General features: G+C 68.1%; 21 protein-coding genes. 15 read left to right on the top strand and 6 right to left on the bottom strand.

Features of this window, described 5'->3' with window-relative positions; translation table 11 throughout:
• Positions 1-117: 117 nt before the first annotated feature.
• The 3 genes from ABZ319_RS17140 to ABZ319_RS17130 all read right to left on the bottom strand — a co-directional run bounded on the left by ABZ319_RS17140 (position 118) and on the right by ABZ319_RS17130 (position 1,528).
• A complete protein-coding gene (locus ABZ319_RS17140) occupies positions 118-333 on the bottom strand; it encodes a biotin/lipoyl-binding carrier protein (RefSeq protein WP_354987369.1) in 216 nt (71 codons plus the stop codon).
• Positions 334-575: 242 nt separating this feature from the next.
• Entirely contained in the window at positions 576-842 is a 267-nt protein-coding gene (gene rsrA / locus ABZ319_RS17135; protein ID WP_354987376.1) for a mycothiol system anti-sigma-R factor, read from the bottom strand.
• A gap of 8 nt (positions 843-850) precedes the next feature.
• On the bottom strand, positions 851-1,528 hold the full coding sequence (locus ABZ319_RS17130; protein ID WP_354987375.1) for a sigma-70 family RNA polymerase sigma factor: 678 nt from the start codon (positions 1,526-1,528) through the stop codon (positions 851-853).
• A 369-nt stretch (positions 1,529-1,897) separates the two neighbouring features.
• Here ABZ319_RS17130 and ybaK point away from each other — a divergent pair, with 369 nt between their 5' ends.
• The 4 genes from ybaK to ABZ319_RS17110 all read left to right on the top strand — a co-directional run bounded on the left by ybaK (position 1,898) and on the right by ABZ319_RS17110 (position 5,237).
• On the top strand, positions 1,898-2,392 hold the full coding sequence (gene ybaK / locus ABZ319_RS17125) for a Cys-tRNA(Pro) deacylase (protein ID WP_354987368.1): 495 nt from the start codon (positions 1,898-1,900) through the stop codon (positions 2,390-2,392).
• A gap of 172 nt (positions 2,393-2,564) precedes the next feature.
• Positions 2,565-3,116 carry a MarR family transcriptional regulator gene (locus ABZ319_RS17120; protein ID WP_354987367.1) on the top strand — a complete coding sequence of 184 codons (552 nt, stop codon included), beginning with the start codon at positions 2,565-2,567 and terminating at the stop codon, positions 3,114-3,116.
• Entirely contained in the window at positions 3,113-4,807 is a 1,695-nt protein-coding gene (locus ABZ319_RS17115) for an MDR family MFS transporter (protein WP_354987366.1), read from the top strand. The genes ABZ319_RS17120 and ABZ319_RS17115 overlap by 4 nt, the downstream gene beginning before the upstream one ends.
• Positions 4,808-4,931: 124 nt before the next feature.
• Positions 4,932-5,237, top strand: coding sequence for a hypothetical protein (locus ABZ319_RS17110; RefSeq protein WP_354987365.1), 306 nt, complete (start codon positions 4,932-4,934; stop codon positions 5,235-5,237).
• Between the two features lie 46 nt (positions 5,238-5,283).
• Here the strand turns inward: ABZ319_RS17110 and ABZ319_RS17105 are convergent, their stop codons facing one another.
• Positions 5,284-6,054: an SOS response-associated peptidase gene (locus ABZ319_RS17105; protein ID WP_354987364.1), complete on the bottom strand. Its 771-nt coding sequence runs from the start codon at positions 6,052-6,054 to the stop codon at positions 5,284-5,286.
• Positions 6,055-6,165: 111 nt separating this feature from the next.
• On the opposite strand from ABZ319_RS17105, the gene ABZ319_RS17100 reads away from it, so the two are divergent.
• From ABZ319_RS17100 to ABZ319_RS17080, 5 genes are all read left to right on the top strand, one after another.
• A complete protein-coding gene (locus ABZ319_RS17100; protein ID WP_354987363.1) occupies positions 6,166-7,677 on the top strand; it encodes an aldehyde dehydrogenase family protein in 1,512 nt (503 codons plus the stop codon).
• 392 nt (positions 7,678-8,069) lie between these two features.
• On the top strand, positions 8,070-9,353 hold the full coding sequence (gene aroA, locus ABZ319_RS17095) for a 3-phosphoshikimate 1-carboxyvinyltransferase (RefSeq protein WP_354987362.1): 1,284 nt from the start codon (positions 8,070-8,072) through the stop codon (positions 9,351-9,353).
• The gene (gene rsgA / locus ABZ319_RS17090) at positions 9,350-10,366 is read left to right on the top strand and encodes a ribosome small subunit-dependent GTPase A (protein ID WP_354987374.1); all 1,017 of its coding nucleotides are present in this window, start codon (positions 9,350-9,352) and stop codon (positions 10,364-10,366) included. Before aroA ends, rsgA begins: the two co-directional genes overlap by 4 nt.
• A 212-nt stretch (positions 10,367-10,578) precedes the next feature.
• On the top strand, positions 10,579-11,211 hold the full coding sequence (locus tag ABZ319_RS17085; RefSeq protein WP_354987361.1) for a DUF4352 domain-containing protein: 633 nt from the start codon (positions 10,579-10,581) through the stop codon (positions 11,209-11,211).
• A 336-nt stretch (positions 11,212-11,547) separates the two neighbouring features.
• Positions 11,548-11,721: a hypothetical protein gene (locus ABZ319_RS17080; RefSeq protein ID WP_354987360.1), complete on the top strand. Its 174-nt coding sequence runs from the start codon at positions 11,548-11,550 to the stop codon at positions 11,719-11,721.
• Between the two features lie 62 nt (positions 11,722-11,783).
• Here ABZ319_RS17080 and ABZ319_RS17075 read toward each other — a convergent pair whose 3' ends face one another.
• Positions 11,784-14,498 carry an AAA family ATPase gene (locus ABZ319_RS17075; protein ID WP_354987359.1) on the bottom strand — a complete coding sequence of 905 codons (2,715 nt, stop codon included), beginning with the start codon at positions 14,496-14,498 and terminating at the stop codon, positions 11,784-11,786.
• 729 nt (positions 14,499-15,227) lie between these two features.
• Positions 15,228-18,056 (bottom strand): preprotein translocase subunit SecA, encoded by a 2,829-nt coding sequence (gene secA / locus ABZ319_RS17070; RefSeq protein ID WP_354987358.1) that lies wholly within the window; start codon positions 18,054-18,056, stop codon positions 15,228-15,230.
• A 462-nt stretch (positions 18,057-18,518) separates the two neighbouring features.
• On the opposite strand from secA, the gene ABZ319_RS17065 reads away from it, so the two are divergent.
• From ABZ319_RS17065 to bluB, 6 genes are all read left to right on the top strand, one after another.
• On the top strand, positions 18,519-19,934 hold the full coding sequence (locus ABZ319_RS17065) for a wax ester/triacylglycerol synthase family O-acyltransferase (protein WP_354987357.1): 1,416 nt from the start codon (positions 18,519-18,521) through the stop codon (positions 19,932-19,934).
• A 52-nt stretch (positions 19,935-19,986) separates the two neighbouring features.
• Positions 19,987-20,517, top strand: a complete 531-nt coding sequence (locus ABZ319_RS17060) for a hypothetical protein (protein ID WP_354987373.1) — start codon at positions 19,987-19,989, stop codon at positions 20,515-20,517.
• A gap of 258 nt (positions 20,518-20,775) precedes the next feature.
• Positions 20,776-21,936 carry a ferredoxin reductase gene (locus ABZ319_RS17055; RefSeq protein ID WP_354987356.1) on the top strand — a complete coding sequence of 387 codons (1,161 nt, stop codon included), beginning with the start codon at positions 20,776-20,778 and terminating at the stop codon, positions 21,934-21,936.
• Between the two features lie 182 nt (positions 21,937-22,118).
• Entirely contained in the window at positions 22,119-23,564 is a 1,446-nt protein-coding gene (locus ABZ319_RS17050) for a fatty acid desaturase (protein WP_354987355.1), read from the top strand.
• A 95-nt stretch (positions 23,565-23,659) separates the two neighbouring features.
• Entirely contained in the window at positions 23,660-24,910 is a 1,251-nt protein-coding gene (locus tag ABZ319_RS17045) for a fatty acid desaturase (RefSeq protein WP_354987354.1), read from the top strand.
• Between the two features lie 341 nt (positions 24,911-25,251).
• On the top strand, positions 25,252-25,890 hold the full coding sequence (gene bluB, locus ABZ319_RS17040; protein WP_354987353.1) for a 5,6-dimethylbenzimidazole synthase: 639 nt from the start codon (positions 25,252-25,254) through the stop codon (positions 25,888-25,890).
• The last annotated feature ends 224 nt before the right edge of the window (positions 25,891-26,114 follow it).

The raw sequence follows: 26,114 nt of genomic DNA, 5'->3' as shown, positions 1-26,114 counted from the left end.
CGCGGCCCGCCCGGTTCTGGACCGAGTGGAGCGGGGGAGCGAAGCGGAGGAGCGGAGGGAGGGAAGAACCGGGCCAAGGGGGCCGCGAACCCGCCGGAGCGGAGCGGAGGCAGAAATTCAGCTTATGACGGCGATCAGGTCGTCTTTCTGGATGACATCGCCGGGCTTCACGTTGATCGAGGTCACGGTGCCGTCGGTCTCGGCCACGACCGGAATCTCCATCTTCATCGACTCCAGGATGACCAGGGTGTCACCTTCGGTCACCTGATCGCCCACCGCGGCGACGATCTGGTAGACGGTCGACACCATCTCCGCGAGCACTTCCTCGGCCATGACACCTCTTCGTTTCCGCGGACCCGTATCCGCTGCGGGTACAGCCAACCACACATGAAAGAATGAGCTGAACAGAAGGGAGAATACCTATGGGTAAGCGTGGACGTAAGAAGCGCGGCCGGAAGAAGAACGCAGCCAACCACGGCAAGCGTCCGAACGCCTGAGCTGCGGTAATAGCTCCAAATGCACTGAGCGGCACGACTTCCGAGGAAGTGTGCCGCTCATGCTTTTTCCGGGGGTGACTAGGCGCCCGGTTCGATCTTGGTCTCGACCTGCGTGAAGGTCGTGCGGATCTCCATGGTCAGGCGCGCGCGCAGGGATTCGGGCGCCCGTTCGCCGCCGCACTTGCGGTTCAGCAGCGACTTGAGCTTCTCTTCCAGCCCGTACGCCTCGATGCACGGCGAGCAGCGGTTGATGTGTTCCTGCAGACGGGCTTTCGCCGTCTCGTCACACTCGTTGTCCAGCAGCAGCCAGACATCGGCGAGGACCGACGTGCAGTCCATGTCCATGTCGTCGCTCACTGGGTTACCTCCTGACGCGTGCCATTGCCCGAACGATTGAAGCCGCGCTCGCGGGCCACGTCGGCCAGCAGCCCCTTGAGCTGCTTGCGACCGCGGTGCAGGCGGGACATGACGGTTCCGATCGGGGTTCCCATGATGTCGGCGATTTCCTTGTAGGGGAAGCCCTCTACGTCGGCGTAGTACACCGCCATCCGGAACTCCTCGGGCAGTTCCTGCAGGGCGCGCTTGATGTCATCGTCGGGCAGCGCCTCCAGGGCCTCCATCTCGGCCGAGCGCAGGCCCTGCGAGGTGTGTTCGGCGGTGGCGGCGAGCTGCCAGTCGGTGATCTCGTCGGTCGGATACTGCGCGGGCTGGCGCTGCTTCTTCCGGTACGAGTTGATGTAGGTGTTGGTCAGGATCCGGTACAGCCAGGCGCGCAGGTTGGTGCCCTCGCGGAACGAGCGGAAGCCCTGGTACGCCTTGGCGAAGGTCTCCTGCACCAGGTCCTCGGCATCGGCCGGGTTGCGCGTCATGCGCAGCGCGGCGCCGTACAGCTGATCCAGCATGGGCAGCGCGTCGCGTTCGAAACGCCGCCCCAGTTCCTCGGCGCTCTCACTGCTGCGCGCACCGGTCTCGTCGGCCTCGCCGGCGGCCGCGTCGTCGTTGCCGACCGCTAGATCCTCGCCGCCGTCGATGGTCTCGGCTGATTCCGAGTCGTCATCGGGGCGATCGACCACCATGTCGTCGTCGCTCACGCTATTCCCTTCGATCGCCGTAGCAGTTGAATCTACCGCGAGCGGGATACGAGCCGGGAACCCGGCGGGGGGCGCGACGTCGGTGAGGATGTCGAACAGCTCGATCCGCACCGGGTCTTCGACCAAGACGGTCACCGACTCCTCCTAAGTGAACAGTGGCGGCGCGGACCGGGGCTGACCGGTGCCTGCGCCGTGCGGACGATGTCTCCGCGATACGCGTATGGCGTGCAACAGGGTCTGCGGCCGGCATGTTCCCGAGGTAATGAAATCCGCTATCGGGCCGAGGTCCGGGCTGTCTAGGGTGAGCGCATGGCAGCTGCTTCGACCCCGGCGATCAAGGTTCTGGTGCAGGCGCGCGCCGAGCATCGGGTGCACGCGTACACCCACGATCCGCGCAGCGACTCCTACGGCGCCGAGGCGGTCGAGGCGCTGGCCGAACAGCTCGATCTCGTGCCCGCGCAGATCTTCAAGACCCTGGTGATCGATCTCGGCGCGAGCGGGCTGGCGGTGGCGGTGCTGCCGGTGCCGACCTCGCTCTCGCTCAAGTCCGCGGCGGCCGCGCTCGGCGGCGGCAAGGCGGTCATGGCCGACAAGACGCGCGCCGAACGCACGACCGGCTATGTGCTGGGAGGCATTTCACCGCTCGGGCAGAAGAAGCGACTGCCGACGGTGATCGACGAATCGGCCCTGGAATTCGACCGGGTGCTGTGCAGCGCGGGCAAGCGCGGACTGGAGATCGAGCTCGCGCCGGCCGATCTGGTGGCGCTCACCGGCGGGGTGACCGCGGATATCGCCGTGCGCTGAATCGCCCGCGGAACCCTGCTGAGCTGCGGCGATCCTTCACCGCGGGAGTGAGCCCCGCCACGTGCGGGGGGAATGCCCGGAAAGAAACTTGCGTTCGGACAACTATCTCCACATACTTGCGTATTGCAACTAGTTGACCCGTGCAAGAAGTTTCCGGATACAAGGAGGTGGCATGGCCGCCGACCCCGCGACCACCGGCTGCGTCGTCACCGACGACCTCGCCGACACCGTCGCGCACCAGATCATTCGCCTCGGCCGGCTGCGTGATCGCACCAACGCGCAGATCGCCGCCGCCACCAACGGCGAGGTCGAACCGGCCGCGTTCGCCATCCTGTTCCAGCTGATCCACCACGGGCCCATGCGCTCGGGCGCACTGGCCGAAGCCCTGTTCTCCGACGCCTCCACCATCAGCAGGCAGGCGGCGAACCTGGTCAAACGCGGGTTCCTCGAACGGCGCGCGGACAACGCGGACGGGCGCGTGAGCGTCCTGGCCGTCACCGAGACCGGGCGCGCGGTCGCCGCCGAGATCCGGGCCCGGCGCAACGAGTCCCTGCAACTGATCATGAGCGGCTGGACCCCGGACGAACGCTCGAGCTTCGCCACCCTGCTGAGCCGATTCGTCGACGACTACGAACTCAGCCGCTCCGCCATCCTGGCCGCCCTCTACCCGAAGGCCGACGCCACACTTCACCCGAAAACCGATTCCGCAGAGAGCAATTCGTGACGACAACAACGCAGAACGAAGCATCACCGGCCGGGTTCACGCACAAGCAGATCATGGTCGTGCTCAGCGGCCTGCTGCTGGGCATGCTGCTGGGTGCGCTCGACCAGACCATCGTGTCGACCTCCATCCGCACCATCGCCGATGACCTGCAGGGTTATTCGATGCAGGCGTGGGTCACCACCGCGTATCTGATCACCGCGACCCTGTCCACGCCGCTGTACGGCAAGCTCTCGGACATGTACGGCCGCAAGCCGTTCTACCTGGCCGCCATCATCATCTTCGTGCTCGGTTCGCTGCTGTGCACGTTCTCCCAGTCCATGTACGAGCTCGCGGCCTTCCGCGCGTTCCAGGGCCTGGGCGCCGGCGGCCTGATGTCGCTGGCGCTGACCATCCTCGGCGACATGGTCGGGCCGCGCGAGCGCGCCCGCTACCAGGGCTACTTCCTCGCGGTCTTCGGCACCTCCAGCGTGGCCGGTCCGGTACTGGGCGGCGTCCTCGCCGGTCAGAGCGAGATCCTCGGCATCTCGGGCTGGCGCTGGGTGTTCCTGGTGAACGTGCCGCTGGGCATCATCGCGCTGACGGTGGTCTCGCGGGTGCTCAAGCTGCCCCGGACCGAGCGGCCCAAAGTCGCGGTCGACTGGTTCGGCGTGCTGACCATGGCCATCGGCCTGGTGCCGCTGCTGGTGGTGGCCGAACAGGGTCGCGAATGGGGTTGGAGCAGTACCGCTTCCATCATCTGCTACGCCCTGGGCGTGTTCGGCCTGCTCGGCTTCATCGCGGTCGAGGCCAAACTCGGTGACGCCGCGCTGATTCCGCTGCGCATGTTCAAGAACTCGACCTTCGCCATCGGCGTCGGCATCTCGATCGTGGTGGGCTCGGCCATGTTCGGCGGCATGACCATGATCCCGCAGTACCTGCAGGTGGTGCGCGGATCCAGTCCGACGCTGGCGGGTATGCAGATGCTGCCGTTGGTGATCGGCATGATGGCGTCCTCGATCGTGGCCGGTCAGACCATCTCGCGGACCGGGCGCTACCGGGTGTTCCCGCCGCTGGGCGCGGGGTTGCTGGTGCTGGGCCTGTTCCTGCTGCACTTCGTCACCGCCGACACCGCCCTGGGCGTGACCATGGCGTTCATGCTGATCGTCGGTCTGGGCCTGGGCAATCTCATGCAGCCGCTGACCCTGGCCATCCAGAACGCGCTGCCGCCCAAGGACATGGGCGTGTCCACGGCCGCGGCGACGTTCTTCCGGCAGATCGGCGGCACCCTGGGCGTCGCGGTGTTCCTGTCGATCATGTTCGCCCAGGTCGGGCCGAACATCAGCACCGAGCTGCGCTCCGCGGCCACCGATCCGGCCTTCCAGGCCGCGGTCGTGCAGGGCACGCACAGCTCCAACGAGGCCGAGGCCGCGCTGGCCACCGGGCTCGCGACGCAGAATCCCGAGGCCGCGGCCAAGGTGCTCGACGACAGTTCGGTGATCCAGCAGCTGAATCCGACGCTGGCGCATCCGTTCAAGGTGGGCTTCGCCAACGCCATGGACACCGTGTTCCTGGCCGCGGCCGCGGTCGCGCTGCTGGCGCTGATCCTGGTGCTCTTCTGGAAGGAAGTGCCGCTGCGCACCGCGGGCGGCATCCAGGCGGCACAGCAGGAGCAGGAGAAGGTGGACGAGGCCGCGGCCTCGATCATCCCGTAACAGCCTGACACGCACGCATCCGGTCGCGATTCCACGGGTCGCGGCCGGATGTGTGCGTTACTTGTTCTCTACGTGCGTTATCCGTCTCGTAAGGTTCGGCCGACCCCGAGGATGTGATGCGGTTATGTCTCCCCAGCGGCGCTTTCGCCTAGGTGTGGTCGCTGTCTCCGGCGTGGTGCTCATGAGCGTGGGCTCGGGCGCGGTGACCGTCGCGACCGCGACCGCCGCGCCCGGCGTGGTGCAGGTGCAGAATCCGAGTTACCCCAACCCCGGCACGCCGGGGCAGCAACAGCAGCAGCCCAAGGACAAGAACACCGAGAAGGCCGAGAGCCTGGGCGGCGGCGTGGCGAACAAGGTGATCGACACGGTCGCCGGATTGGTGAAGTGCGGCTTGAACTTCGCGCTGCCGACGGTGAAGTGCTCGATCTGACGCACCGGTAGGCACTACCGGTTGCCGGATGACGCGCGGGCCGGGCTCAGATCAGGCTGATCTGCTGCCCGGCCTGTTCGTCCACCTCGCTCAGCAGCTCCGGGCCGTTGTTCTTGACGCTGTTCACCAGCATCGGGACCGGGCGGATGAGAATGTTCGACACCGCCGCGGCGGCGGGGGTTTCCAGGAGTTCCTCGGGGGCGGGGTGATCCGGATCGAGCCAGGCGTCCCAGTGCTCGCGGGGCATGGGCAGCGGCATGCGGTCGTGCACCTTGGTCAGCTCGCCGACCGCGTCGGTGGTCAGAATCGTGCAGGACAGCAGGGTCTGCGCGGCGTCGCCCTGATCGCGATCGCGCCACACCGACCAGAGCCCGGCCATGTACAGGCGGCCGCCGTCGGCCTCGGACATGAAGAAGGGGTGTTTGACGGCCTTGCCGGTGCCGCCGGGTTCGGTGACCCACTCGTACCAGCCGTCCATGGGGACCAGGCAGCGGCGTTTCTTGACCGCGTCACGGAAGGACGCCGTGGTGGCGGCCTTGTCGGCGCGGGCGTTGAACAGCGGTTTGCCCTTGACCGGCACGCCGGGTTCGGCGGTCTTGGTCCAGGGCGGGATCAGACCCCAGCGCATGGCGCGCACGCGCAGGGTGGCCGGGTCCTCGAGATGCTCGCGATCGTGCCGCTGCACGACCGTGAGCACCTGATTCGTCGGCGCCACGTTGTAGTTCGGGCTGAAGCCGGTGTCCCCGGTCTCGTCCAGCGCGTCGAGTTCAACGGCCAGCGTGGCGGGATTCGTGGTTGTCGCATACCTTCCACACATACGTTCATCGTGCCACCGCCGGGCGACACAATCATGTGATGGCGATTGACTTCAGTTCGGAGGTATGAGACGTTCGTCGCATCACACTCTCGTAAAGGGACGTCGCCACACATGTCTGCTACCGACACCGCCGCCTCGATCGATCGAGACGCCACGCTCACCTCCGTCAATCCCGCCACCGGCGACGTGCTCGCCACCTACCCGGTCGCTGACGAGGACGCCGTGCGCGCGGCCGTCGCCAAGGCCCGCACCGCCGCCCTCACCTGGGGCGCGCTCACCTTCGGCGAGCGCAAGAAGCACCTGCTGCGCTGGAGCTCACAGCTCGTCGCCAAGTCCGACGAACTCTGCGCGCTCATCCACGCCGAGAACGGCAAGCCCGTCGACGACGCCTTCCTCGAGCTCATGCTCGCCCTCGAGCACATCAAGTGGGCGGCCTCGAACGCCGAGAAGGTACTCAAGCCCAAGAAGATCGCCCCCGGCGCGCTCATGGCCAACTTCTCCGCGAGTCTGGAACAGCGGCCGCTCGGCGTCGTCGGCATCATCGGGCCCTGGAACTACCCGGTCTACACCCCGAACGGCTCCATCGCCTACGCGCTGGCCGCCGGCAACACCGTGGTGTTCAAGCCCAGCGAATTCTCCACGGGCATCGGCAATTTCGTCGCCAAGTGCTTCGCCGAGGCGAACCCGGGACTGCCGGACGGGGTGTTCACCACCATCAACGGCTTCGGCGCCACGGGCGCCGCGCTGGTGCGCTCGGGCGTGGACAAGCTCGCGTTCACCGGGTCCGCCGCGACCGGTAAGAAGATCATGGCCTCGGCCTCGGACACCCTCACCCCCGTGCTGCTCGAATGCGGCGGCAAGGACGCGGTCATCGTGGCCGCCGACGCCGACATCAAGGCCGCCGCCGACGCCGTGGCCTGGGGCGCGACCGCCAACAGCGGCCAGACCTGCGCCGGCGTCGAGCGGGTGTACGTGGACAAGTCGGTGGCCGACGACTTCATCGCCGAGGTCAAGCGCATCCTGACCGACATCAAGCCGGGTTCGGAGGCGGGCGCCTCGTACGGCCCGATGACCATGCCCAGCCAGATCGACATCGTGCGCCGCCACATCGAGGACGCGCTCAAGAACGGCGGCAAGGCCGTGCTCGGCGGCGTCGACTCGATCAAGGGCCCCTACATCGAGCCGGTCATCATCGTGGACGCGGACGAGTCCTCGGCCGCGGTGTGCGAGGAGACCTTCGGGCCGACCGTCACCATCCGCACCGTCAGCGGCGTCGACGAGGCCGTGAAGCTGGCCAACGACAGCAGCTTCAGCCTCGGCTCCTCGGTGTACTCGAAGAAGAACGGCCTGGAGATCGCCCGCCGCCTCAAGGCCGGCGCCACCTCGGTCAACTCGGTGCTCGCCTTCGCCGCCATCTCCGGCCTGCCCTTCGGCGGCAGCGGCGATTCCGGCATCGGCCGCATCCACGGCGCGCCGGGTCTGCTGGAGTTCACCAGCCCGCACTCGATCGCGGTGCAGCGCTTCACGATTCCGGGTATGGCGCTGCTGTCGTACTCGCGGACCGACTCGACCATGAAGCTGCTGCGCAGGATCGTGCCGCTGCTGCACGGACGGCACAAGTAGGAAGTCCGGTTCCCGCATCGGAACTCACGCCCGGTCCGTCGAGTGCGACGGACCGGGCGTTTCGGTTGCCCGGGCGAGTGCTCGGGACCGAGCCGCGTCGCCGGGACGCGAGCGCTGGACGGGGCGGCCCGGGTTCGCCATTGGTCGCCGAGCCGTAGCCGCTGCGAGCACGGCTCCAGCGGGCAGCGCGATTCGGGCGCGCGACTCGGGCGCACGGGGCGGGCGCGCAGGCCGGGTGCGCGAGCCGGACACGTGAACCGGCCGGCTCCGATCGGCGCCGGAGACCGCTTCCGATTGGCAGCATCCGCCGAAGTAGCGCCCCGGACGGGCGGATTGACCGGAATGGGGGCGTGCGGCCCCGGAACCCGACCATCGTTTGGGAGGATAGGGGCGTGACTTTCTGGCCCGCGCCCCATGTCCACACTTCCGTGCACGCGACCGTGACCCTGCCCGGGTCCAAATCGATCACCAACCGGGCCCTCATCCTGGCCGCCCTGGCCGATGGGCCCTCCACCATCACCGGCGCGCTGCGCAGCCGGGACACCAACCTCATGATCGACGCGCTGCGGGCCATGGGCACCACCATCGAGGGCGAGGGCGATACCGTCACGGTCACCCCGCCGTCGGCATTCACCAGCGCGGTCGTGGACTGCGGGCTCGCCGGGACCGTCATGCGGTTCCTGCCGCCGGTCGCGGCGCTGGCCACCGGCGACGTCGCGTTCGACGGGGACGAGCAGGCCCGCGTGCGGCCGCTGGGCACCATCCTGGACGCGCTGCGCGGGCTGGGCCTCGACATCGACGGGGACGCACTGCCTTTCGTCGTGCACGGCACCGGTGCGCTGCGCGGCGGGCCGATCACCATCGACGCCTCGGGCTCCTCGCAGTTCGTGTCCGGGCTGCTGCTGTCCGCGGCACGCTTCGAACAGGGTGTGACGGTGCATCATTCGGGCGGATCGCTGCCGTCCATGCCGCACATCGAGATGACCGTGCAGATGCTGCGCGAGGCCGACGTGCGCGTCGACGCGCCCGAGGATCCGCGCCGCACCCAGACCTGGACCGTGCATCCCGGGCCGATCCGGGCCGTGGACTGGGACGTCGAGCCCGATCTGTCCAATGCCACGCCGTTCCTGGCGGCGGCCGCGGTCACCGGCGGCGAGGTGCGCATTCCGCACTGGCCGCGCTACACCACCCAGCCCGGCGATGTGATCCGCGAGATCCTGGTGCGGATGGGCGCGGAGGCGCGGGTGTTCGACAACGTCCTGACCGTGCGCGGGCCCGAACGGCTGGCGGGCATCGACATCGACCTGCACGACGTGGGCGAGCTGACCCCGACCGTGGCGGCGCTGGCCGCACTGGCCGACTCCCCGTCCCGGCTGCGCGGCATCGCGCACCTGCGCGGGCACGAGACCGACCGGCTCGCCGCGCTGTCCACCGAGATCAACCGGCTCGGCGGCAAGGTGACCGAGACCGACGACGGGCTCGTCATCGACCCCACCCCACTCGGCGCCGGGCAGTGGCACTCCTACGCCGACCATCGCATGGCCACCGCGGGCGCCATTCTCGGCCTCGTGGTGCCGGGGGTGGAGATCGAGGACATCGGCACCACCGCCAAGACGCTGCCCGATTTCGTCGCCCTCTGGGAAGGCATGCTCGACGGGTCCGGGGCAGTCCGCTGAAGCGGCGCGAGTACGACGAGTCCGATGTCCGGATCCGTCCGGGCAAGAGCTCACGTCCGCGCACCAAGACCCGCCCGCAGCACCTGGACGCGGAGCCGGCCATGGTCGTCTCCGTGGACCGGGGTCGCTGGGGGTGCGTCCTCGACGACGATCCCGATCGGCGCATCGTGGCCATGCGCGCCCGCGAACTGGGCCGCACACCCATCGTGGTCGGCGATCAGGTCGACCTGGTCGGGGATCTGTCCGGCAAGCCGGACACCCTGGCCCGCATCATTCGCGTCTCCGAACGGCGAACGGTGTTGCGGCGCACCGCCGATGACACCGACCCGTTCGAGCGCATCGTGGTCGCCAACGCCGAGCAGCTGTTCATCGTGGTGGCGCTGGCCGATCCCCCGCCGCGCACCGGCTTCGTCGAGCGGGCCATGGTCGCGGCGTATGTCGGTGGGCTGCAACCGATCCTGTGCCTGACCAAACGCGATCTGGCGGCCGAGTCCGAATTCGCGGCCGCCTTCGAGGATTTGGACCTGACCATCGTCTACGGCGGGATCGAGGAACCCCTCGAACCGGTGCTGGACATGCTCGCGAACCGGCTCACGGCCCTGATCGGCCATTCCGGCGTCGGCAAGTCGACCCTGGTGAATCGCATTGTGCCGGACGCGGATCGGGCGGTAGGCGTGGTCTCCGGCGTAGGCAAGGGCCGCCACACCTCCACCCAATCCGTGGCCCTGCCCCTGGAATCCGGCGGCTGGGTGGTGGACACCCCCGGCATCCGCTCCTTCGGCCTGGCTCACATCACCCCCGACGACGTGATCGGGGCCTTCTCCGACCTGGCCGACGCGATCGAGGACTGCCCCCGCGGTTGCACCCACCTCGGCCCCCCGGCCGACCCCGAATGCGCCCTCGACGCCCTCCCCGGCAAAGAGGCCCGCGTAGCCGCGATCCGCCTGCTCCTCACGGCCCTGAACACGAACGATCCGTGGTTCAAAGGCCAGCCGAGCACCACCATCACCTGACCGGCGGAGACCCTCGCGCCGAAAGAGTCGTCACCTCGCTTGGCACTGCGGGCCATTTTGATTACTGAATGATAGCCATCACTGGAACCACCTTGTTTCAGCAGATCGAGCGGCGCAGCATAAATGGGTACAACATGCTATTGAACGGACAACCTAGCCGTTGACCGTTCATAGCCAAGTTGTTGCCAATTGCTCTCTCGAAGGAATTCGTCATGACCAATCCGCAGCTTCCACGGCGTCAGGTTTCCGGATTCGCACAACCGGGGCCGCCCGAGAAGAAACCGAACCGCAGGATCGTTCTGCTCGCCACCGCCGTCATAGTCGCCCTGTTCGGCCTGATAGCGGCACTGGGCGGCACCGGCTACAAGAGCACAGAGAAGTCGCCGGACACGAATGCCTCGGCCGTGGCGGTCGGGGTGAATCGGCAAGCCCCGGCGGCCCCGGCGGGACCCGAACTCAATACGCCTGTTCGGGATGGCAAGTTCGAATTCGTCGTCACCGACATACAGTCGGGCGTGAAAACGGTGGGTGACAATGAGTATCTCCAGGAGACCGCCCAGGGCTCATACCTGATCGTCTCGGTCAGCGTCACGAATACCTCGAACTCGCCCAAGGGCTTCTCACCCAGCGACCAGTACGTCTTCGATACCGACGATCGCAAGTTCGGCAACGACACGATGGCAACCATCGTGCTGCAGCCGGACAGCAGCGTGTTCGAGGAGATCAATCCCGGCAACACCGTTACCGCCCAACTGGTCTTCGACATGCCGGAGGGTGCGACCGCGGACCGTATCGAGCTGCACGACTCGATGTTCTCCGGTGGCGCGGACGTCGCACTGCGATAACGACGTTCGGAGCGGTGACACAGCCTGCCTGGCAAACGGGTCTGCGTGGTTGGGATCCGCCTCCTGCGACCGTCCTCAACTCGAAAGACCTCTGGTTCGAGGGGCGGGCGGCTGGCACCGGCCGCCTGGCGGGCAAACTCGTACGGTGTAAGGGGTGCGGGAAATCGGGCGAATGGTTAGCCTGCCGAGGTGGAACACCATGAGCGGAGTGAGTTCTCGCCGCTACTCGACCCCGAACTGGGAGCAGGGGCGCCGGTCACGCCGGAGGTTCGGGTCGGGCGGAACGATGACAGTCAGGTATTGCCGGAATGTGTCCGGTGCGGGAACCCGGCGGGTATGTACCTGCGGGCGGTGTGGCTGTCGATGCGGGCGGTCTTGCAGGGCGAGACCGACGTGGACAGCCATATCAACGTGAACTCGTGCGGCGCGTGCGCCGGGAGCGTGGCGGGGATGATCCTGGTCAACTGGGACCCCCGGCACTGGGGTGAGTCGCTGAAGATCGACGACTGAGGACGCCGCGCGGTCGTTCGGTTGACATCGAACGGCCGAGCCGGCGATGAGCGCGGGGCGGATCAGCGCGGGGGGATCAGGCGCAGGCCGTTGTCGAAATCTATGCGGGACAGCTCGCCTCGGGCCGTGAGGCCGAGTTTCGCGAAGACGCGGGACAGGTGGTGGCCCACCGTCCGCGGGGACAGCAGCAGGTCGACGCCGATCTCGCGGTTCGTCATGCCCTGCGCTGCCATGCGGGCCACGCGGAACTCCTGGGCGGTCAGGACCGGGGCGGAGCCCCGATCGGGGGCGGGAGTGCGGCGGCCCGTCAGGTCCAGTTCCTGGCGGGCGCGTTCCACCCAGGGGGTCGCGGACATGCGTTCGAAGGACTCCAGGGCGGCGCGGAGCTGTTCGGCGGCATCGGCCCGACGGCGCACACGGCGCAGCCAGGCGCCGTAGAGCAGGTGGGTGCGAGCCTGGTTCAGGTCGTGGCGGGTGCGGCGCACGGCCAGGGCGCGGCGGAAGTAGTGGTCGGCGAGTTCCTCGTCGGTGCTGATCAGCGCGCGGCAGGCGTAGGCGGAGGCCACCGCCCAATCCGCGCGCGAGCGGATCGCCCACGAGCGGACGGTCGCGTAGTGCTCGGCCGCCTCGGCGGGCCTGCCGACCCGCGTCGCCGCCTCGACCATGTCCATGGCCGCCAGGCGCGCATAGGTGGGATGGCGGGCGTCGTGACCGGGCTGGGCCAGCGTGCGCAGGCGCAGGTAGGCGGTTTCGGGATCGCCGACACTCAGGGCGTGAAAGCCCAGATGCCAATGCGCGGAGGCGATCAGCGCGTGCGCGCGCCGGGGACGCGCCAAAGCCAGGGCGCGGTCCAGGCTTTCCAGCGCGAGATCCGAATCCCCGCGCATGGCGGCGATTTTCGCGTTCAGATTCCAGCACTGGGCCAGGACGTTGCCGGTCCCGGTCGCGCGGGCCAGATCGAACGCCTCGGCCAGCGATTCCCGCGCCGCCGGCACCCGGCCGTTCGCGAACTGCACGATCGCCAGCTGCGGCAGCAGATGAACCGCGGCCGCGTGCTCACCGCTATCGCGCAACTGCGCGACCCTGCGCGTGAACGGCTCGACGGCGCGATCGGCCTTGCCCCACAACAGCACCAGCGGCGCGGGCGGCAGCTGACGCACCGCGGCGGGGGTGATCTCGGCGCGCCCGCGCCCGGCGAACTCCAGATCCCGCGACCGCACCGGGGCGGGATCACCCAGCGCGGCGGCCCAATGGGCCTGGTCGGCCAATTCGCGCAGCCCGGTGGAGGTTTCACCGTCCAGCAGGGCGGCATCGCGCAGCAGCAGCGCGCCCGCGCGCTCGGGCTCGCCCGCCACGAATTCCAGCAGTCCCGCGAGTCCGCCGCTGGCGGTGGCCGCGCGGTCGGCGCCGATCCATTCGGTGGCGCGGTCGAGCAACCGCCGCGCCGACTCGATATCGCCACCGGCCCAGCTGAACCGGGCGGCGGCGGCCAGCCGCGTGCTCGCGTGCACCGGATCGGGGGTGATCGCCGCGGCCCGGCGCAGCATCGCGGCCGCGGCGAGCACACTGCCGCGCACCTGCTCGGCGCTGTGCGTTAGCGCGATGGCCAGCTGCTCGTCGGGCCGCCGCAGCGCCGCCGCCCGATGGCAGACACGCTGATCCAGTTCCCCGGCGCCGGTCAGGGCCCCGGCCAGCGCGAGATGCGCCGCGCGCCGCTGTTCCGGCACGGCGGCGTCGTACACGGCCAGGCCCAGCAGCGGATGCCGCGACCGCACCCGCCCGTCCCCGACCTCCAGCAGGCCGGCCGATTGCGCCGCCTCCCAGGCACTCTCGCCCACCCCGAGCTCCTGTGCGGCGGCGAGCAGCACCCGCAGCACCCCGCGCTCCTCGACGACCGCCAGCAGCAACAGGCCCCGCACCCCCGGGTCGAGCCCGGCCAGCCGATCCCGATACGCCGCCCGCAGCCGCTCCCCCAGCGGCGCGGGCCCGAACGACGATCCCGCGAATTCCTCGGCCCCCACCGGCAATTCCCGCAGCGCCAACGGGTTCCCGCCCGCCACGGCCAGCACCCGCGCCACCCGCAACGCGGGCAACACCCCGTGCCGCGCCTCCAGCAGTTCCCGAGCCGCCCCGTCATCCAGCCCACCGAGCACCAGCGCGGGCAAGCGGTACCACCCCGCCGCATTCTCTTGCGGGGACGCCGTTTCCACGGGAAGGCAGCAGAGCAGGACTACGGGAAGATGGATCGCCCGGCGGATCGCGAAGTGCAGGGCCGCGGCGGTGGCAGAGTCGAGGAGGTGGGCGTCGTCTATCGCGAGCAGGAGGGGGCGGTCGGCGCTGAGGTCGGTGAACAGGGTCAGCAGGGCCGCGCCGAGCAGGAATCCGCCCGCGGCCGGATTCGAATGTGCGGGTGCGGAATACCCGCCCGGTGCGCCGGACTCCGGGCCGCCATCGCTTGGTGCACGGCGAATGCCCACCGCCGCTTCCAGCGCGGCGGCCTGCGGTTCGGGCAGGGCGGATACGGGGGCGGCGGCGTGGAGCAGGAGCTGGTGCAGGGCTGCGTGGGGCAGGGCCGTCTCGGCGGGGTCGCCCGCGCACTCCAGGACGTGGAAGCCGTCGGCACGGCGGACCGCCGCGCGCAACAGGGCGGATTTGCCGATTCCGGGCTCACCGTGAATCGCGAGGGCCGCACCGTGCCCGGCGCGCGCGTCGGCGAGTAATCGGTCCAGCCGCATCAGCTCCGGGCCACGCCCGCATATCCCCGCCTCGTCGCGCACAATGCAATTTACCCCAGCTAATAAGCTGCAATCAAACCTCCAGGCCAACCGCCCTTGACGCTGTACGGCAGATCACACGCCGATAACGAGAGCCATGGGCGGACCGACCGATACGGCGACCGATGTCGGCCGCCCGCACTCCGCCTAGGCTCGTAACCAGCAGTAAAAGCAGCCGAGTCGGGGCGGCTTTTACCTAGAGGGGCCCACAACCGAGCACAGGACCAGGGGAATCCGCGTCACCGCCGAACGCCGCGGGCATCGGCACACACATCAGCGAGACAGCGCCCAGCCACCGCAACACGCCGTAATCGCGTGGGGCGATTCAGCCATGCCAGAATTAATAAATTCTATTCGCAGCAAACCGTGAGGCATTCACCGGGGCTTGCCGAATTTCCGAAATGCGTGCTAAATATTCAACGGCGACGGATTGCGTTCGCGGATTCGCGTGTCAGCGCGGATGCACGGGCCGCGAACGCGAGCGATCGCACCGCCGCGGGCGGCAACCACCGCGCCCCGGCGGACGCGGACCTCGCGCGCAGATGCCTCCAGGGGTTGGCCGGCATCTGCGCCCCACGACTCCAGCTGGCGCTGGAAAACCGAGGACGCCCCGGGTGATCACACCCGGGGCGTCTTCCTTTTCGCCGATGACGCCCGGGCAACGCGAACCGACCACACCCGGTCAACGAAAAGCGCCCGGCCTCAATGAGACCGGGCGCCCGTCGTATCGAATCAGCGGCGGCGCTTGGACTTCGGCGCCTTGTCGAGCTTGCCCGTGCCGCGCGCGGCCTCGCGACGCTCACGGCGAGTGGAGGAATCGGCGGGGCCGCCGTACTCCTGATCCTCGCTGTGCGCCACGGCCCGCCCGTCCTCGGCCGGACCGGAGTAGCTGAGCCCGCGCGGCGCGGACTCGTCGATCCCTTTGGCGCGCAGGGCCGCCGGGGCGCCGCTGCCTGCCTGCGCCTGCTCCTGAGTGGGCAGCGGGCGATTGCCGACCGGCGACTGCAGGCCCGCGCCGACCGAGACCCCGGCGGGCTGCGGCGCCTGCACCTCGACCTGCAGGTTGAACAGGAAGCCGACCGACTCCTCTTTCAGACCCTCGAGCATGGCCGAGAACATGTCGAAGCCTTCGCGCTGGTACTCGACCAGCGGATCGCGCTGGGCCATCGCGCGCAGGCCGATGCCCTCCTTGAGGTAATCCATCTCGTAGAGGTGCTCACGCCACTTGCGGTCCAGCACCGAGAGCAGGATCTGCCGTTCGAGGTTGCGCATGCTGCCCGCACCGGCCAGCGAGTCGATCTCGGCGCCGCGGTTCTCGTACGCGGCGTGCGCGTCGTCGAGTACGGCGTCGAGCAGTTCCTCGCGGTCCAGCTCACCCAGCTCGCCGTCCTCGCCGGTGCCGGCGAGTTCCTTGTAGTCCAGGCTGATCGGGTACAGGGTCTTGAGCGCGGTCCACAGCTTGGCCAGGTCCCAGTCCTCGACATAGCCCTCGGCGGTGGCGCCGTTGACGTAGGCGGTGATCACGTCGGTGATCATCTCCTGGACCTGGCCCTCCATGTCCTCGCCCTCGAGGATGCGGGCGCGCTCGGCGTAGATCACCTTGCGCTGCTGGTTCATGACCTCGTCGTACTTGAGGACGTTCTTGCGGATCTCGAAGTTCTGCTGCTCGACCTGGGTCTGCGCCGACTTGATCGCGCGCGAGACCATCTTGGCCTCGATCGGAACGTCGTCGGGCAGGTTCAGCCTGGTCATGATCGACTCGAGCGCGGCGCCGTTGAACCGCCGCATGAGCTCGTCACCCAGCGACAGGTAGAAGCGGGACTCGCCCGGGTCGCCCTGACGGCCGGACCGGCCGCGCAGCTGGTTGTCGATGCGCCGCGACTCGTGCCGCTCGGTGCCCAGCACGTACAGACCGCCGGCCTCACGCACCTCGTCGGCGTCGGCCTCGGTCTGATCCTTGACCCGTTCGAGCGCGGGCAGCCACGCCGCCTCGTACTCGGCGGGGGTCTCGACCGGATCCAGGCCCTGCTTGCGCAGCAGCAGGTCGGCGATGATGTCGGCGTTGCCGCCGAGCACGATGTCGGTACCGCGACCGGCCATGTTGGTGGCGACGGTGACCGCGCCGGGCCGCCCGGCCTCGGCGATGATCTGCGCTTCCTGCTCGTGGAACTTGGCGTTCAGCACCGAGTGCGGGATACCGCGCTTGGTGAGCTGCTTGGACAGGTACTCCGAGCGCTCGACCGAGGTGGTGCCGATCAGCACCGGCTGGCCCTTCTCGTGCCGCTCGGCGATGTCGTCGGCGACCGCGGAGTACTTGGCCTCCTCGGTCTTGTAGATCAGGTCGGCCTGATCCTTGCGGACCATCGCCCGGTTGGTGGGGATGGGCACCACGCCGAGGGTGTAGGTCTGGTGCAGCTCGGCCGCTTCGGTCTCGGCGGTACCGGTCATGCCGGACAGCTTGTCGTAGAGCCGGAAGTAGTTCTGCAGCGTGATGGTGGCCAGCGTCTGGTTCTCGGGCTGGATCTCCACGCCCTCTTTGGCCTCGATGGCCTGATGCATGCCCTCGTTGTAGCGGCGGCCCACCAGGATTCGGCCGGTGAACTCGTCGACGATGATGACCTCGCCGTCGCGGACGATGTAGTCCTTGTCCTTCTGGAACAGCTCCTTGGCCTTGATGGCGTTGTTCAGGTAGCTGACCAGCGGCGAGTTGGCCGCCTCGTACAGGTTGTCGATGCCGAGCTGATCCTCGACGAATTCGACGCCCGCCTCGTGCACGCCGATGGTGCGCTTCTTGATGTCGACCTCGTAGTGCAGGTCCTTCTTCAGCAGCGGGGAGATCCGCGCGAATTCGGCGTACCACTTGGAGGAGGCGTCGGCCGGGCCCGAGATGATCAGCGGGGTACGGGCCTCGTCGATCAGGATCGAGTCGACCTCGTCGACGATGGCGAAGTTGTGCCCGCGCTGCACCAGATCGTCCAGCGAGTGGGTCATGTTGTCGCGCAGGTAGTCGAAGCCGAACTCGTTGTTCGTGCCGTAGGTGATGTCCGCGGCGTAGGCCACGCGGCGCTCGGCCGGGGTCATGCCGCCGAGGATGACGCCCACCTCGAGCCCGAGGAACCGGTGCACGCGGCCCATCCACTCGGCATCGCGCTTGGCGAGGTAGTCGTTGACGGTGACCACGTGCACGCCCTCGCCGCCGATGGCGTTGAGGTAGGCGGGCAACACACAGGTCAGCGTCTTACCCTCACCGGTCTTCATCTCGGACACGTTGCCGATGTGCAGGGCGCCGCCGCCCATGATCTGCACCTTGTAGTGCTTCTGATTCAGCACGCGCCAGGAGGCTTCGCGCGCGGTGGCGAACGCCTCGAGCAGCAGGTCGTCGAGCGATTCGCCGTCGGCGTAGCGCTCGCGGAACTCGGCGGTCTTGGCTTGCAGTTCGGCGTCGGACAGCGCCGTGAACTCCTCGTCCAGGGCGATGACCTCATCGGCCAGGTTCGCAAGCCGCTTGACCGTGCGACCTTCACCAATCCGTAGCAACCTCGAAAGCGTCAGCGCAGGCACGGGTCTTGTCAGTCCTCTGGTCGGTGGGCAGGCGGCCCCGCCTGGGCGGGAAACAGGTGCGCAGAGCGCAGCCACGACCCCATGGTAATGCGCAGTGCGATCGGCGCGCGTTCCGCTTCGCTCCCAGCGGACGGCGCGGCTCGGCGTACCTGCGGCGATGGCGTGCGCCCGCCCCGGCCCCGGTCTCCGGGCCGCCGCGATTCGCCAGCGAATCGTCTTGGCGCGGAGTCAATTTCGGGACCCTGTCGTACCATGTAGCCAGGTTCGGGGTGCGCCAGGCTTGCACCCGCACTCCCGGGCCGGGGGCGTCGATGACGACGAAACGGTGGGCAGTGTCGCTCGGACCGTATCCCCGGGTGAACGAATCGCGATAGCTTGCCGGTACGCCGGCGCGCGCCGCCGACGCCGTACCCGGGGATCACCATGCGGGCACAGGCAGGGATGTAGGGAGTAGCGGGCAGCGTGATCACCAGACTGACGCCCCAGGACGCGTCGTTCTACCGGCTCGAATCGAGCAGCAACCCGATGCATATCGGATCCCTGGCAATCCTGCGAAACCCCGCGCCGACCGGCAATTCCGGGCGTGCACCGCTGGATTACGAGCGCCTGGTGTCGCTGGTCGAATCGCGGCTGCCGCTGGTGCCGCTGTACCGCCGCAAGGTGCGCGAGATCCCGTTCGCGCTGGGCCGCCCGGTCTGGGTCGACGACGCGCAGTTCGACATCAGCTATCACATTCGCCGCTCGGCCCTGCCCGGCCCGGGCACCGACGAGCAACTGCTCGATCTGGTCGCGCGACTGGCCTCGCATCCGCTCGACAACACCCGCCCGCTGTGGGAGATGTACCTGGTCGAGGGCCTGTCCGAAGGCCGATCCGCGGTGTTCACCAAGACGCATTCGGCGCTGGTGGACGGAGATTCGGCGCTCGAGATCGGGCACGTGATCCTGGACACCTCGGCCGATCCGCGCGAGGTCGCCGACGACGCGTGGCGCGCGCACCGCGAGCCCGCCGATCTGGAACTGCTCATCGGCGCGGTGCTGCACCTGGCCACCCAGCCGCGCGAGGCCCTGGAGGTCATGCGCCATCACGGCGCGGAGGCGTTCGCGGTGGTCGACGCGACCGGCAAGGCCGTGCAGAAGATGGTGTCCATGCTGCGCGCGGCCGCGCTCGGCGCGCCGGACAGCCCCCTGAACACCCGGACCTCGCGCAATCGCCGGGTCGAGGTGGTGCGCACCGATCTCGAGGACTACCGCAAGATCCGTAAACGCTTCGACTGCTCGATCAACGATGTGATTTTGGCCGTGGTCACCGGCGCGCTGCGCAACTGGCTGCTCTCGCGCGGGCAGGTGCTGACCGAGGCCGACACCCTGCGCGCGGTGGTCCCGATATCGGTCTATTCCGACGGCGCCGAACTCAAACCCGCAGGTGAGGTCACTTCGATCATGGTGGATCTGCCGGTGGGCGAACCGAATCCGGTGATCCGGCTCTCGCACATCAAACACGCCACCGAACCGCACACCCGGCACGACCGCGGGGTGCAGGCGCGGACGCTGGTGCATATGGCCGGATTCGCTCCGGCGAGCCTGCATGCCATGAGTGTGCGGTCGGCGAGTACCTTCGCAGAACACACGTTCAATTTGGTGATCACCAATGCGCCGGGTCCGCAGCAGCCGATGTTCATCGGGGGCGCGCGGATGCTGGAGATGTACCCGGTATCGCCGCTGCTGCGCTTTCAGGCTTTGAGTATCGGGCTCACGTCCTACGACGGACGCGTCTTCTACGGGCTCACCGCCGATCGCGACGCCATGGCGGATATCGCGGTGCTGACCGCTTCGGTGCACGAGTCGATGGAGGAGATGCTCGGTGCCTGCGTCCAGTGAGTCGTCCCGCGTCTCGAAGAAACTGCGCGTGTACGTGCCGGCCACCGTGCCGATGCTGCGAGAACTGGTCGCCGACCGTGAGATTCGCGCCCTCAACGACACCGCCTTCGCGGTGACCCCCGCCCTGCGCGAGGCCTACGCCTCCGGCGACGACGAGGAACTGGCCGAGGTCGCCATGGCCGAGGCCGCACGCGCCTCGCTGCGCCTGCTCGCCGACCAGCAGGCCGCGACCGAGGAGTTCGACGGCCTGGACGCCGACGGCGCGGGCGACGACACCGCCGCCCCCGTGCGCGGCCCGATCTTCCGGCGCGCGGTCATCGCCGCCGACGTCGACGAGGCCACGCTGCGCCCGGATCTGGACGACGCCGTGGTCCGGCTGGTGGCCGCGATCCCCTACGACCGCATCGCGTCGGTGCACGTGGATCTGGCCGAGGCCGAGCCCGAGATCGCCAAGGCCGTCGATGTGATCGACGCCGCCGACATGGGCGACACCGACGCCGAATTCGTGCTGGGCGATGCCGAGGATCATCAATTGGCTTGGTACGCGGCCCAGGAACTGCCGTTCCTGCTGGATCTGCTGTAGCGGTCGCGGCCCTCGTATCCGGAGTTCCTCACCTCTTCCCCCAGCGCCGACGGCACCGTAACCTACGATGCCGTAACCTTGCTGTGACAGCGTGCGGCGAAGCTCCGAGCCTGGCCCGATAGGGTCCTCGGGAACCGCACGCGCCGCGCCGGGGCGGGCAGCGACGACGCTGACTCGCAGAGCCAGCGGCTCCGATTTCGGGCCGCATCTGAACGAACTGCGCTACGAGCGCTCGACCGACAGGAAATTGTCCGGATCATGGCTTCGAAGACTTCGGGTTTCTCCATGCGGGGACTCCGGGAATGGCTGGAGGCGCCGGTCGCCGAAGGCGCCACCGCGGGACGCACCAGGCTGAACGCGCTGCGTGGCGCGGCGGCCCGGGTCACCACCCCGCTGCTGCCCGACGACTACCTGCATCTGGTGAATCCGCTGTGGTCCGCGCGCGAGCTGCGCGGGCGGATCGTGGCGGTGCGCAAGGAGACCGCGGACTCGGTCACGCTGGTGATCAAGCCGGGCTGGGGTTTCGATTTCAAGTTCGAGCCGGGCCAGTACATCGGCATCGGCGTGCTGGTGGGCGGGCGCTGGCACTGGCGGTCGTATTCGCTGACCTGTCCCCCGGATTGGACCGATCCCGAGCACAAGTCGAAGCGGCTGATCTCCATCGCCGTCAAGGCGATGCCGGAGGGTTTCCTGTCCAGCCATCTGGTCAACGGCGTGGCCGTGGGCAGCATCGTGCGACTGGCCGCGCCGCAGGGCGGCTTCGTGCTGCCCGAGCCGCCGCCGGCCAAGACGCTGTTCCTGACCGCGGGTTCGGGCATCACCCCCGTGATGGCCATGCTGCGCACCATGGATCGGCGCGGCGTGGTGCCGGACGTGGTGCACGTGCATTCCGCGCGCACGCCCGAGGACGTCATGTTCGCCGCGGATCTGCGCGGCCTGCACGACCGGCATCCGAGTTTCCATTCGTACCAGCACTTCACGGGCGAGCACGGCAAGTTCTCGCTCGCCGAACTCGATGCGAAGGTGCCGGACTGGCGCGAGCGCGACACCTGGGCATGCGGTCCGGCGGGCATGCTCGATGAGATCGAAAAGCATTGGGAGGCAGCCGAAATCCCGGAGCGGCTGCACGTGGAGCGGTTCGAGATCGCGCGTTCGGCGACCGGCGAGGGCGGCACCGTCACCTTCGGCCGCACCGGCCGCGCGGTCGAGGTGGACGGCGCGACCACGCTGCTGCAGGCCGGTGAGGGCGCGGGCGTGCAGATGCCGTTCGGCTGCCGCATGGGCATCTGCCAGACCTGCGTGGTCACCGTGACCGACGGTCATGTGCGCGATCTGCGCAATGGCAACGAGCATCGCGCCGGCGACAAGGTGCAGACCTGCATCTCGGCCGCCGCGGGCGACTGCACCCTGGACGTCTGACCAGTATGCTGGGCGCGACCTGTGACACACCGAGGGGCGGTACCGCATCACACGCGGTAACCGCTTGCGGCACCCGAGCCCGGGACCGGATACCCTCGATGGCAGTCGACACGGTTCGCGCCCGGCTCGGAGCGAACCCGCGCCGTACAGCGGCGTAATTCGAAATACGGAAGGACCCGCCGGTGGCCATCACCGACATCAAGGCGTTCTCCCATCTCACGGCGGCCGATATCGAGACCCTGGGACAGGAACTCGACACCATTCGCCGGAATGTGGAGCAATCGCTAGGCGAGCGCGATGCCAAATACATCCGGCGCACCATCGCCGCCCAGCGCGTGCTGGAAGCGGCGGGTCGCGCCACCCTCTTCGCATCCAAGAATCGCTGGGCCTGGCTCGGCGGCACCGCCCTGCTCTCGGTGGCCAAGATCATCGAGAACATGGAGCTCGGGCACAACATCAGCCACGGGCAATGGGATTGGATGAACGACCCGGAGATCCACTCCACCTCGTGGGAGTGGGACATGACGGGCACCTCCGCGCAGTGGAAACGCGCGCACAACTACTCGCATCACACCTATACCAACATCGTCGGCATGGATGACGATGTGGGCTTCGGCATTCTGCGCATGACCCGCGACGAAGAGTGGAAGCCCATCAATCTCTTTCAGCCCGTGGGCAATCTGGTGCTCGCCGCGCTGTTCGAATGGGGCATCGCGCTGCACGATCTCGCCGCCGTCAAAGAGCAGCTGGGCGTGGCCGGGCAGAAGTGGACCGAGCCGGACAAGGACTTCCTGCGCAAGGCCGGTAAACAGGTCGTCAAGGATTTCGTCATCTACCCGGCCCTCACCGGTCCGGCGTGGAAGTCGACCCTCAAGGCGAACGCCACCGCCAATCTGGTCCGCAACCTGTGGGCCTACGCGGTGATCTTCTGCGGCCATTTCCCGGACGGCGCGGAGAAGTTCACCGAGGAGCAGTTCGAGAACGAGACCCAGGGCGAGTGGTACCTGCGGCAGATGCTGGGCAGCGCCAATTTCGAGGCGGGGCCGGCCATGGCGTTCATGAGCGGCAACCTCAGCTTCCAGATCGAACATCATCTGTTCCCGGACATTCCGAGTAATCGGTATGCCGAGGTCTCGGTGAAGGTCAAGGATCTCTGCGACAAGTACGACCTGCCGTACACCACCGGCTCGCTGGGCAAGCAATACCTGTTGGCGTTCCGCACCATTCACAAACTGGCGCTGCCGGACAAGTGGCTGAAGCGGACGTCCGACGATGCGCCGGAGACCTCGTCCGAACGCAAGTTCGTCGGCGTCACCCTGCCGTCGCTGCCGCATATGCCACATATGCCGGCGATGCCGTCCATGCCCTCGATTCCGAACGAGGCCAGTGAATGGCTGGCCGAGCATCATTTCACCGGCATCGACCCGGTGACGGGTCAGCGGCGCGGGCTGCGCTCGGCCATGCAGGAAGCCAAGGTTGCGCTGAAAGAGAAGGCGCAGCACGAAAAGCAGATCCTGCGCGAGGCGAAGGCGTCGCTGCAGGAAAAGGCCCGGGCCGAGAAGGCGCTGCTGCGCGAGAAGGCCGGGCGCAAGCACATCCTCCCGAAGTTCCTGCGCCGCAACGCATAGCAGAGCGAAGTGTCGAATACAATGCGGTATTCGACACGTTCGGGATTCAAGAGCTCGTAACCTACGGAGCCGTAACCTACGGTATCGTAGGCCGTATGGCGATATCGGATGTCAAGGAATACGCACACCTCACCCCGGAAGATGTCGAAGCTATCGGCGCAGAGCTCGACGCCATCCGCCGCGAAATCGAATCTTCCCGGGGTGAACACGACGCCCGCTATATCCGCAATGTCATCCGCCTGCAGCGCGCCCTCGAAATCAGCGGGCGCGGTGTGCTTTTCTTCAGTCTTTTCCCGCCCGCCTGGTTCACCGGCGCGGCCCTGCTCGGCGCGGCCAAGATCATCGAGAATATGGAGATCGGCCACAATGTCATGCACGGGCAATGGGATTGGATGAACGACCCGGAAATCCACTCCACCTCATGGGAATGGGACAACGCCGGGCCCTCGGAGCACTGGAAGATCACCCATAACTTCCTGCACCACAAGTACACCAACGTGCTCGGCATGGACGACGACATCGGCTACGGCCTGCTGCGCGTCACCCGCGATCAACGCTGGTCCCCCTTCTATCTCGGGCAGCCGCTGTACAACCTGCTGCTGCAGAGCTTCTTCGAATACGGCGTCGCCATCCAGCATCTGGAGCTCGGCAAGGTCGCGAAGAAGAAGTGGGCCAAGGACTCCCCCGAGTGGAAGCAGTTCGAGGCCGACCGCACCCTGGTGCTCAAGAAGATCGGCAAGCAGGCGGGCAAGGACTACCTGCTGTTCCCGCTGCTGACCGGTCCCGCGTTCTTCGGCACGCTGACCGCGAACCTGGCCGCCAACGTGATTCGCAACGTGTGGACCAACGCGGTCATCTTCTGCGGCCACTTCCCCGACGGCGCCGAGAAGTTCACCAAGCACGACGTGCTCACCGAGACCCAGGGCGAGTGGTACCTGCGCCAGATGCTGGGCAGCGCGAACATCGACGGCGGCAAGCTGCTGCACTTCATGTCCGGCAACCTGAGCCATCAGATCGAGCACCACCTGTTCCCCGACCTACCCTCGAACCGCCTGGCGTCCATCGCGGTTCGCGTGCGCGCCATGTGCGACAAGTACGACCTGCCGTACACCAGCGGTTCGCTGCCGGTGCAGTACTTCAAGTCGTGGCGCACCATCATGAAGCTGTCGCTGCCCAACAAGTACCTGAGCCGCAGCACCCACGACGCGCCGGAAACCAAGTCGGAGAAGGCGTTCGGCGGCGTGGCCACCATCGATCCGTCGACCGGCCGCCGCTCGGGCCTGCGCACCGCGCTGGCCGCCGGCAAGCGCCGCATCACCCGCAAGGAACCCGCGCTCGTCGGCTGAGCCGGATTCCGGCTCGCCACAAAGCCTTCGACAGTGCCCCCGCCGTGACGGCGGGGGCACTGTCGACTGCGTACGCGTGATCAAGCGACGGAAGGTGAAGGCGGGCGGAGGCAGCCGGGGCGGCTGTGCGGCCGCGACATCTCGCCGACATCGACCACCACGAAGCACTCCCCCGAGCAAACCACATCCGGGGGGGAGCACCGGGCGGAGACAGCGGCGGCGGCCGAGGGGCTGCGCCGGCGGTGATTCGCCATCGCGGCGGGCCCCGCGGGGTGCCGGACACGGGGGCGGGTGCGCCTGGTTCACTGGGGGCCGTGTGTTCCGAAGGTCCGATTGCCCCCGTGGAATGTCCCAGCGTCTACGACGCCATTCGCCTGCGCCGCGATGTGCGCGCGGAGTTCACCGGCGAAGTCGTGGACGACGACACCCTGCTGCGCATCCTCGATGCCGCCCATCGCGCACCCAGCGTCGGCAATTCCATGCCCTGGGACTTCACCGTCATCCGTGACCCGGCGATGCTGACCAAGTTCGCCGACCACGTCGCCGACAAGCGCCGCGAGTTCCACGCGGGCCTGCCCGCCGACCGCGCGGACACCTTCGACCCCATCAAGATCGAAGGCATCACCGAGTCCGGCACCGGGATCGTGGTCACCCACAACCAGTCTCGCGGCGGCACCCACGTGCTGGGCCGCGCGAGCGTCCCCGAGACCGGCATCTACTCCACGATCCTCGCGATCCAGAACCTCTGGCTCGCCGCGACCGCCGAGAACGTAGGCGTCGGCTGGGTCAGCTTCTACGACACCCCGGTCCTGGCCGACCTGCTGAACCTGCCCGACCACGTGAAACCGGTCGCCTGGCTCTGCGTCGGCCCGGTCGAGAAGTTCCAGGAGGTCCCCGACCTGGAACGCTTCGGCTGGCGCACCCGCCGCCCCCTGGAGTCCGCCGTCCACTGGGAGCGTTTCACCGACCGCGACGCCTGAACGCCCGTCCCCGAAGCCCGCGCTCCGCACCGGCGCGTTCCGGGCAGCCCTGCGCCGATGAGAAGGGCTGCCTGCCGCCGCGGCCGTATCGACCTGTCCCGCTGCGCAACCCGGCCCCCTCGGCGCATGGATATCGGAGATGTTCTCGGCTTCCGTCACTCGTCTTGCCGGTTGTGTCCGCCGCCGAGACGGTGATCTCGGTCGCCGACGACGCGGCGCGGCCC

Source organism: Nocardia sp. NPDC005978 (assembly GCF_040614455.1).
GTDB lineage: Bacteria > Actinomycetota > Actinomycetes > Mycobacteriales > Mycobacteriaceae > Nocardia.
Note: the sequence above shows the minus strand (reverse complement) of the source record. Positions and strands in the feature narration are given on the sequence as shown.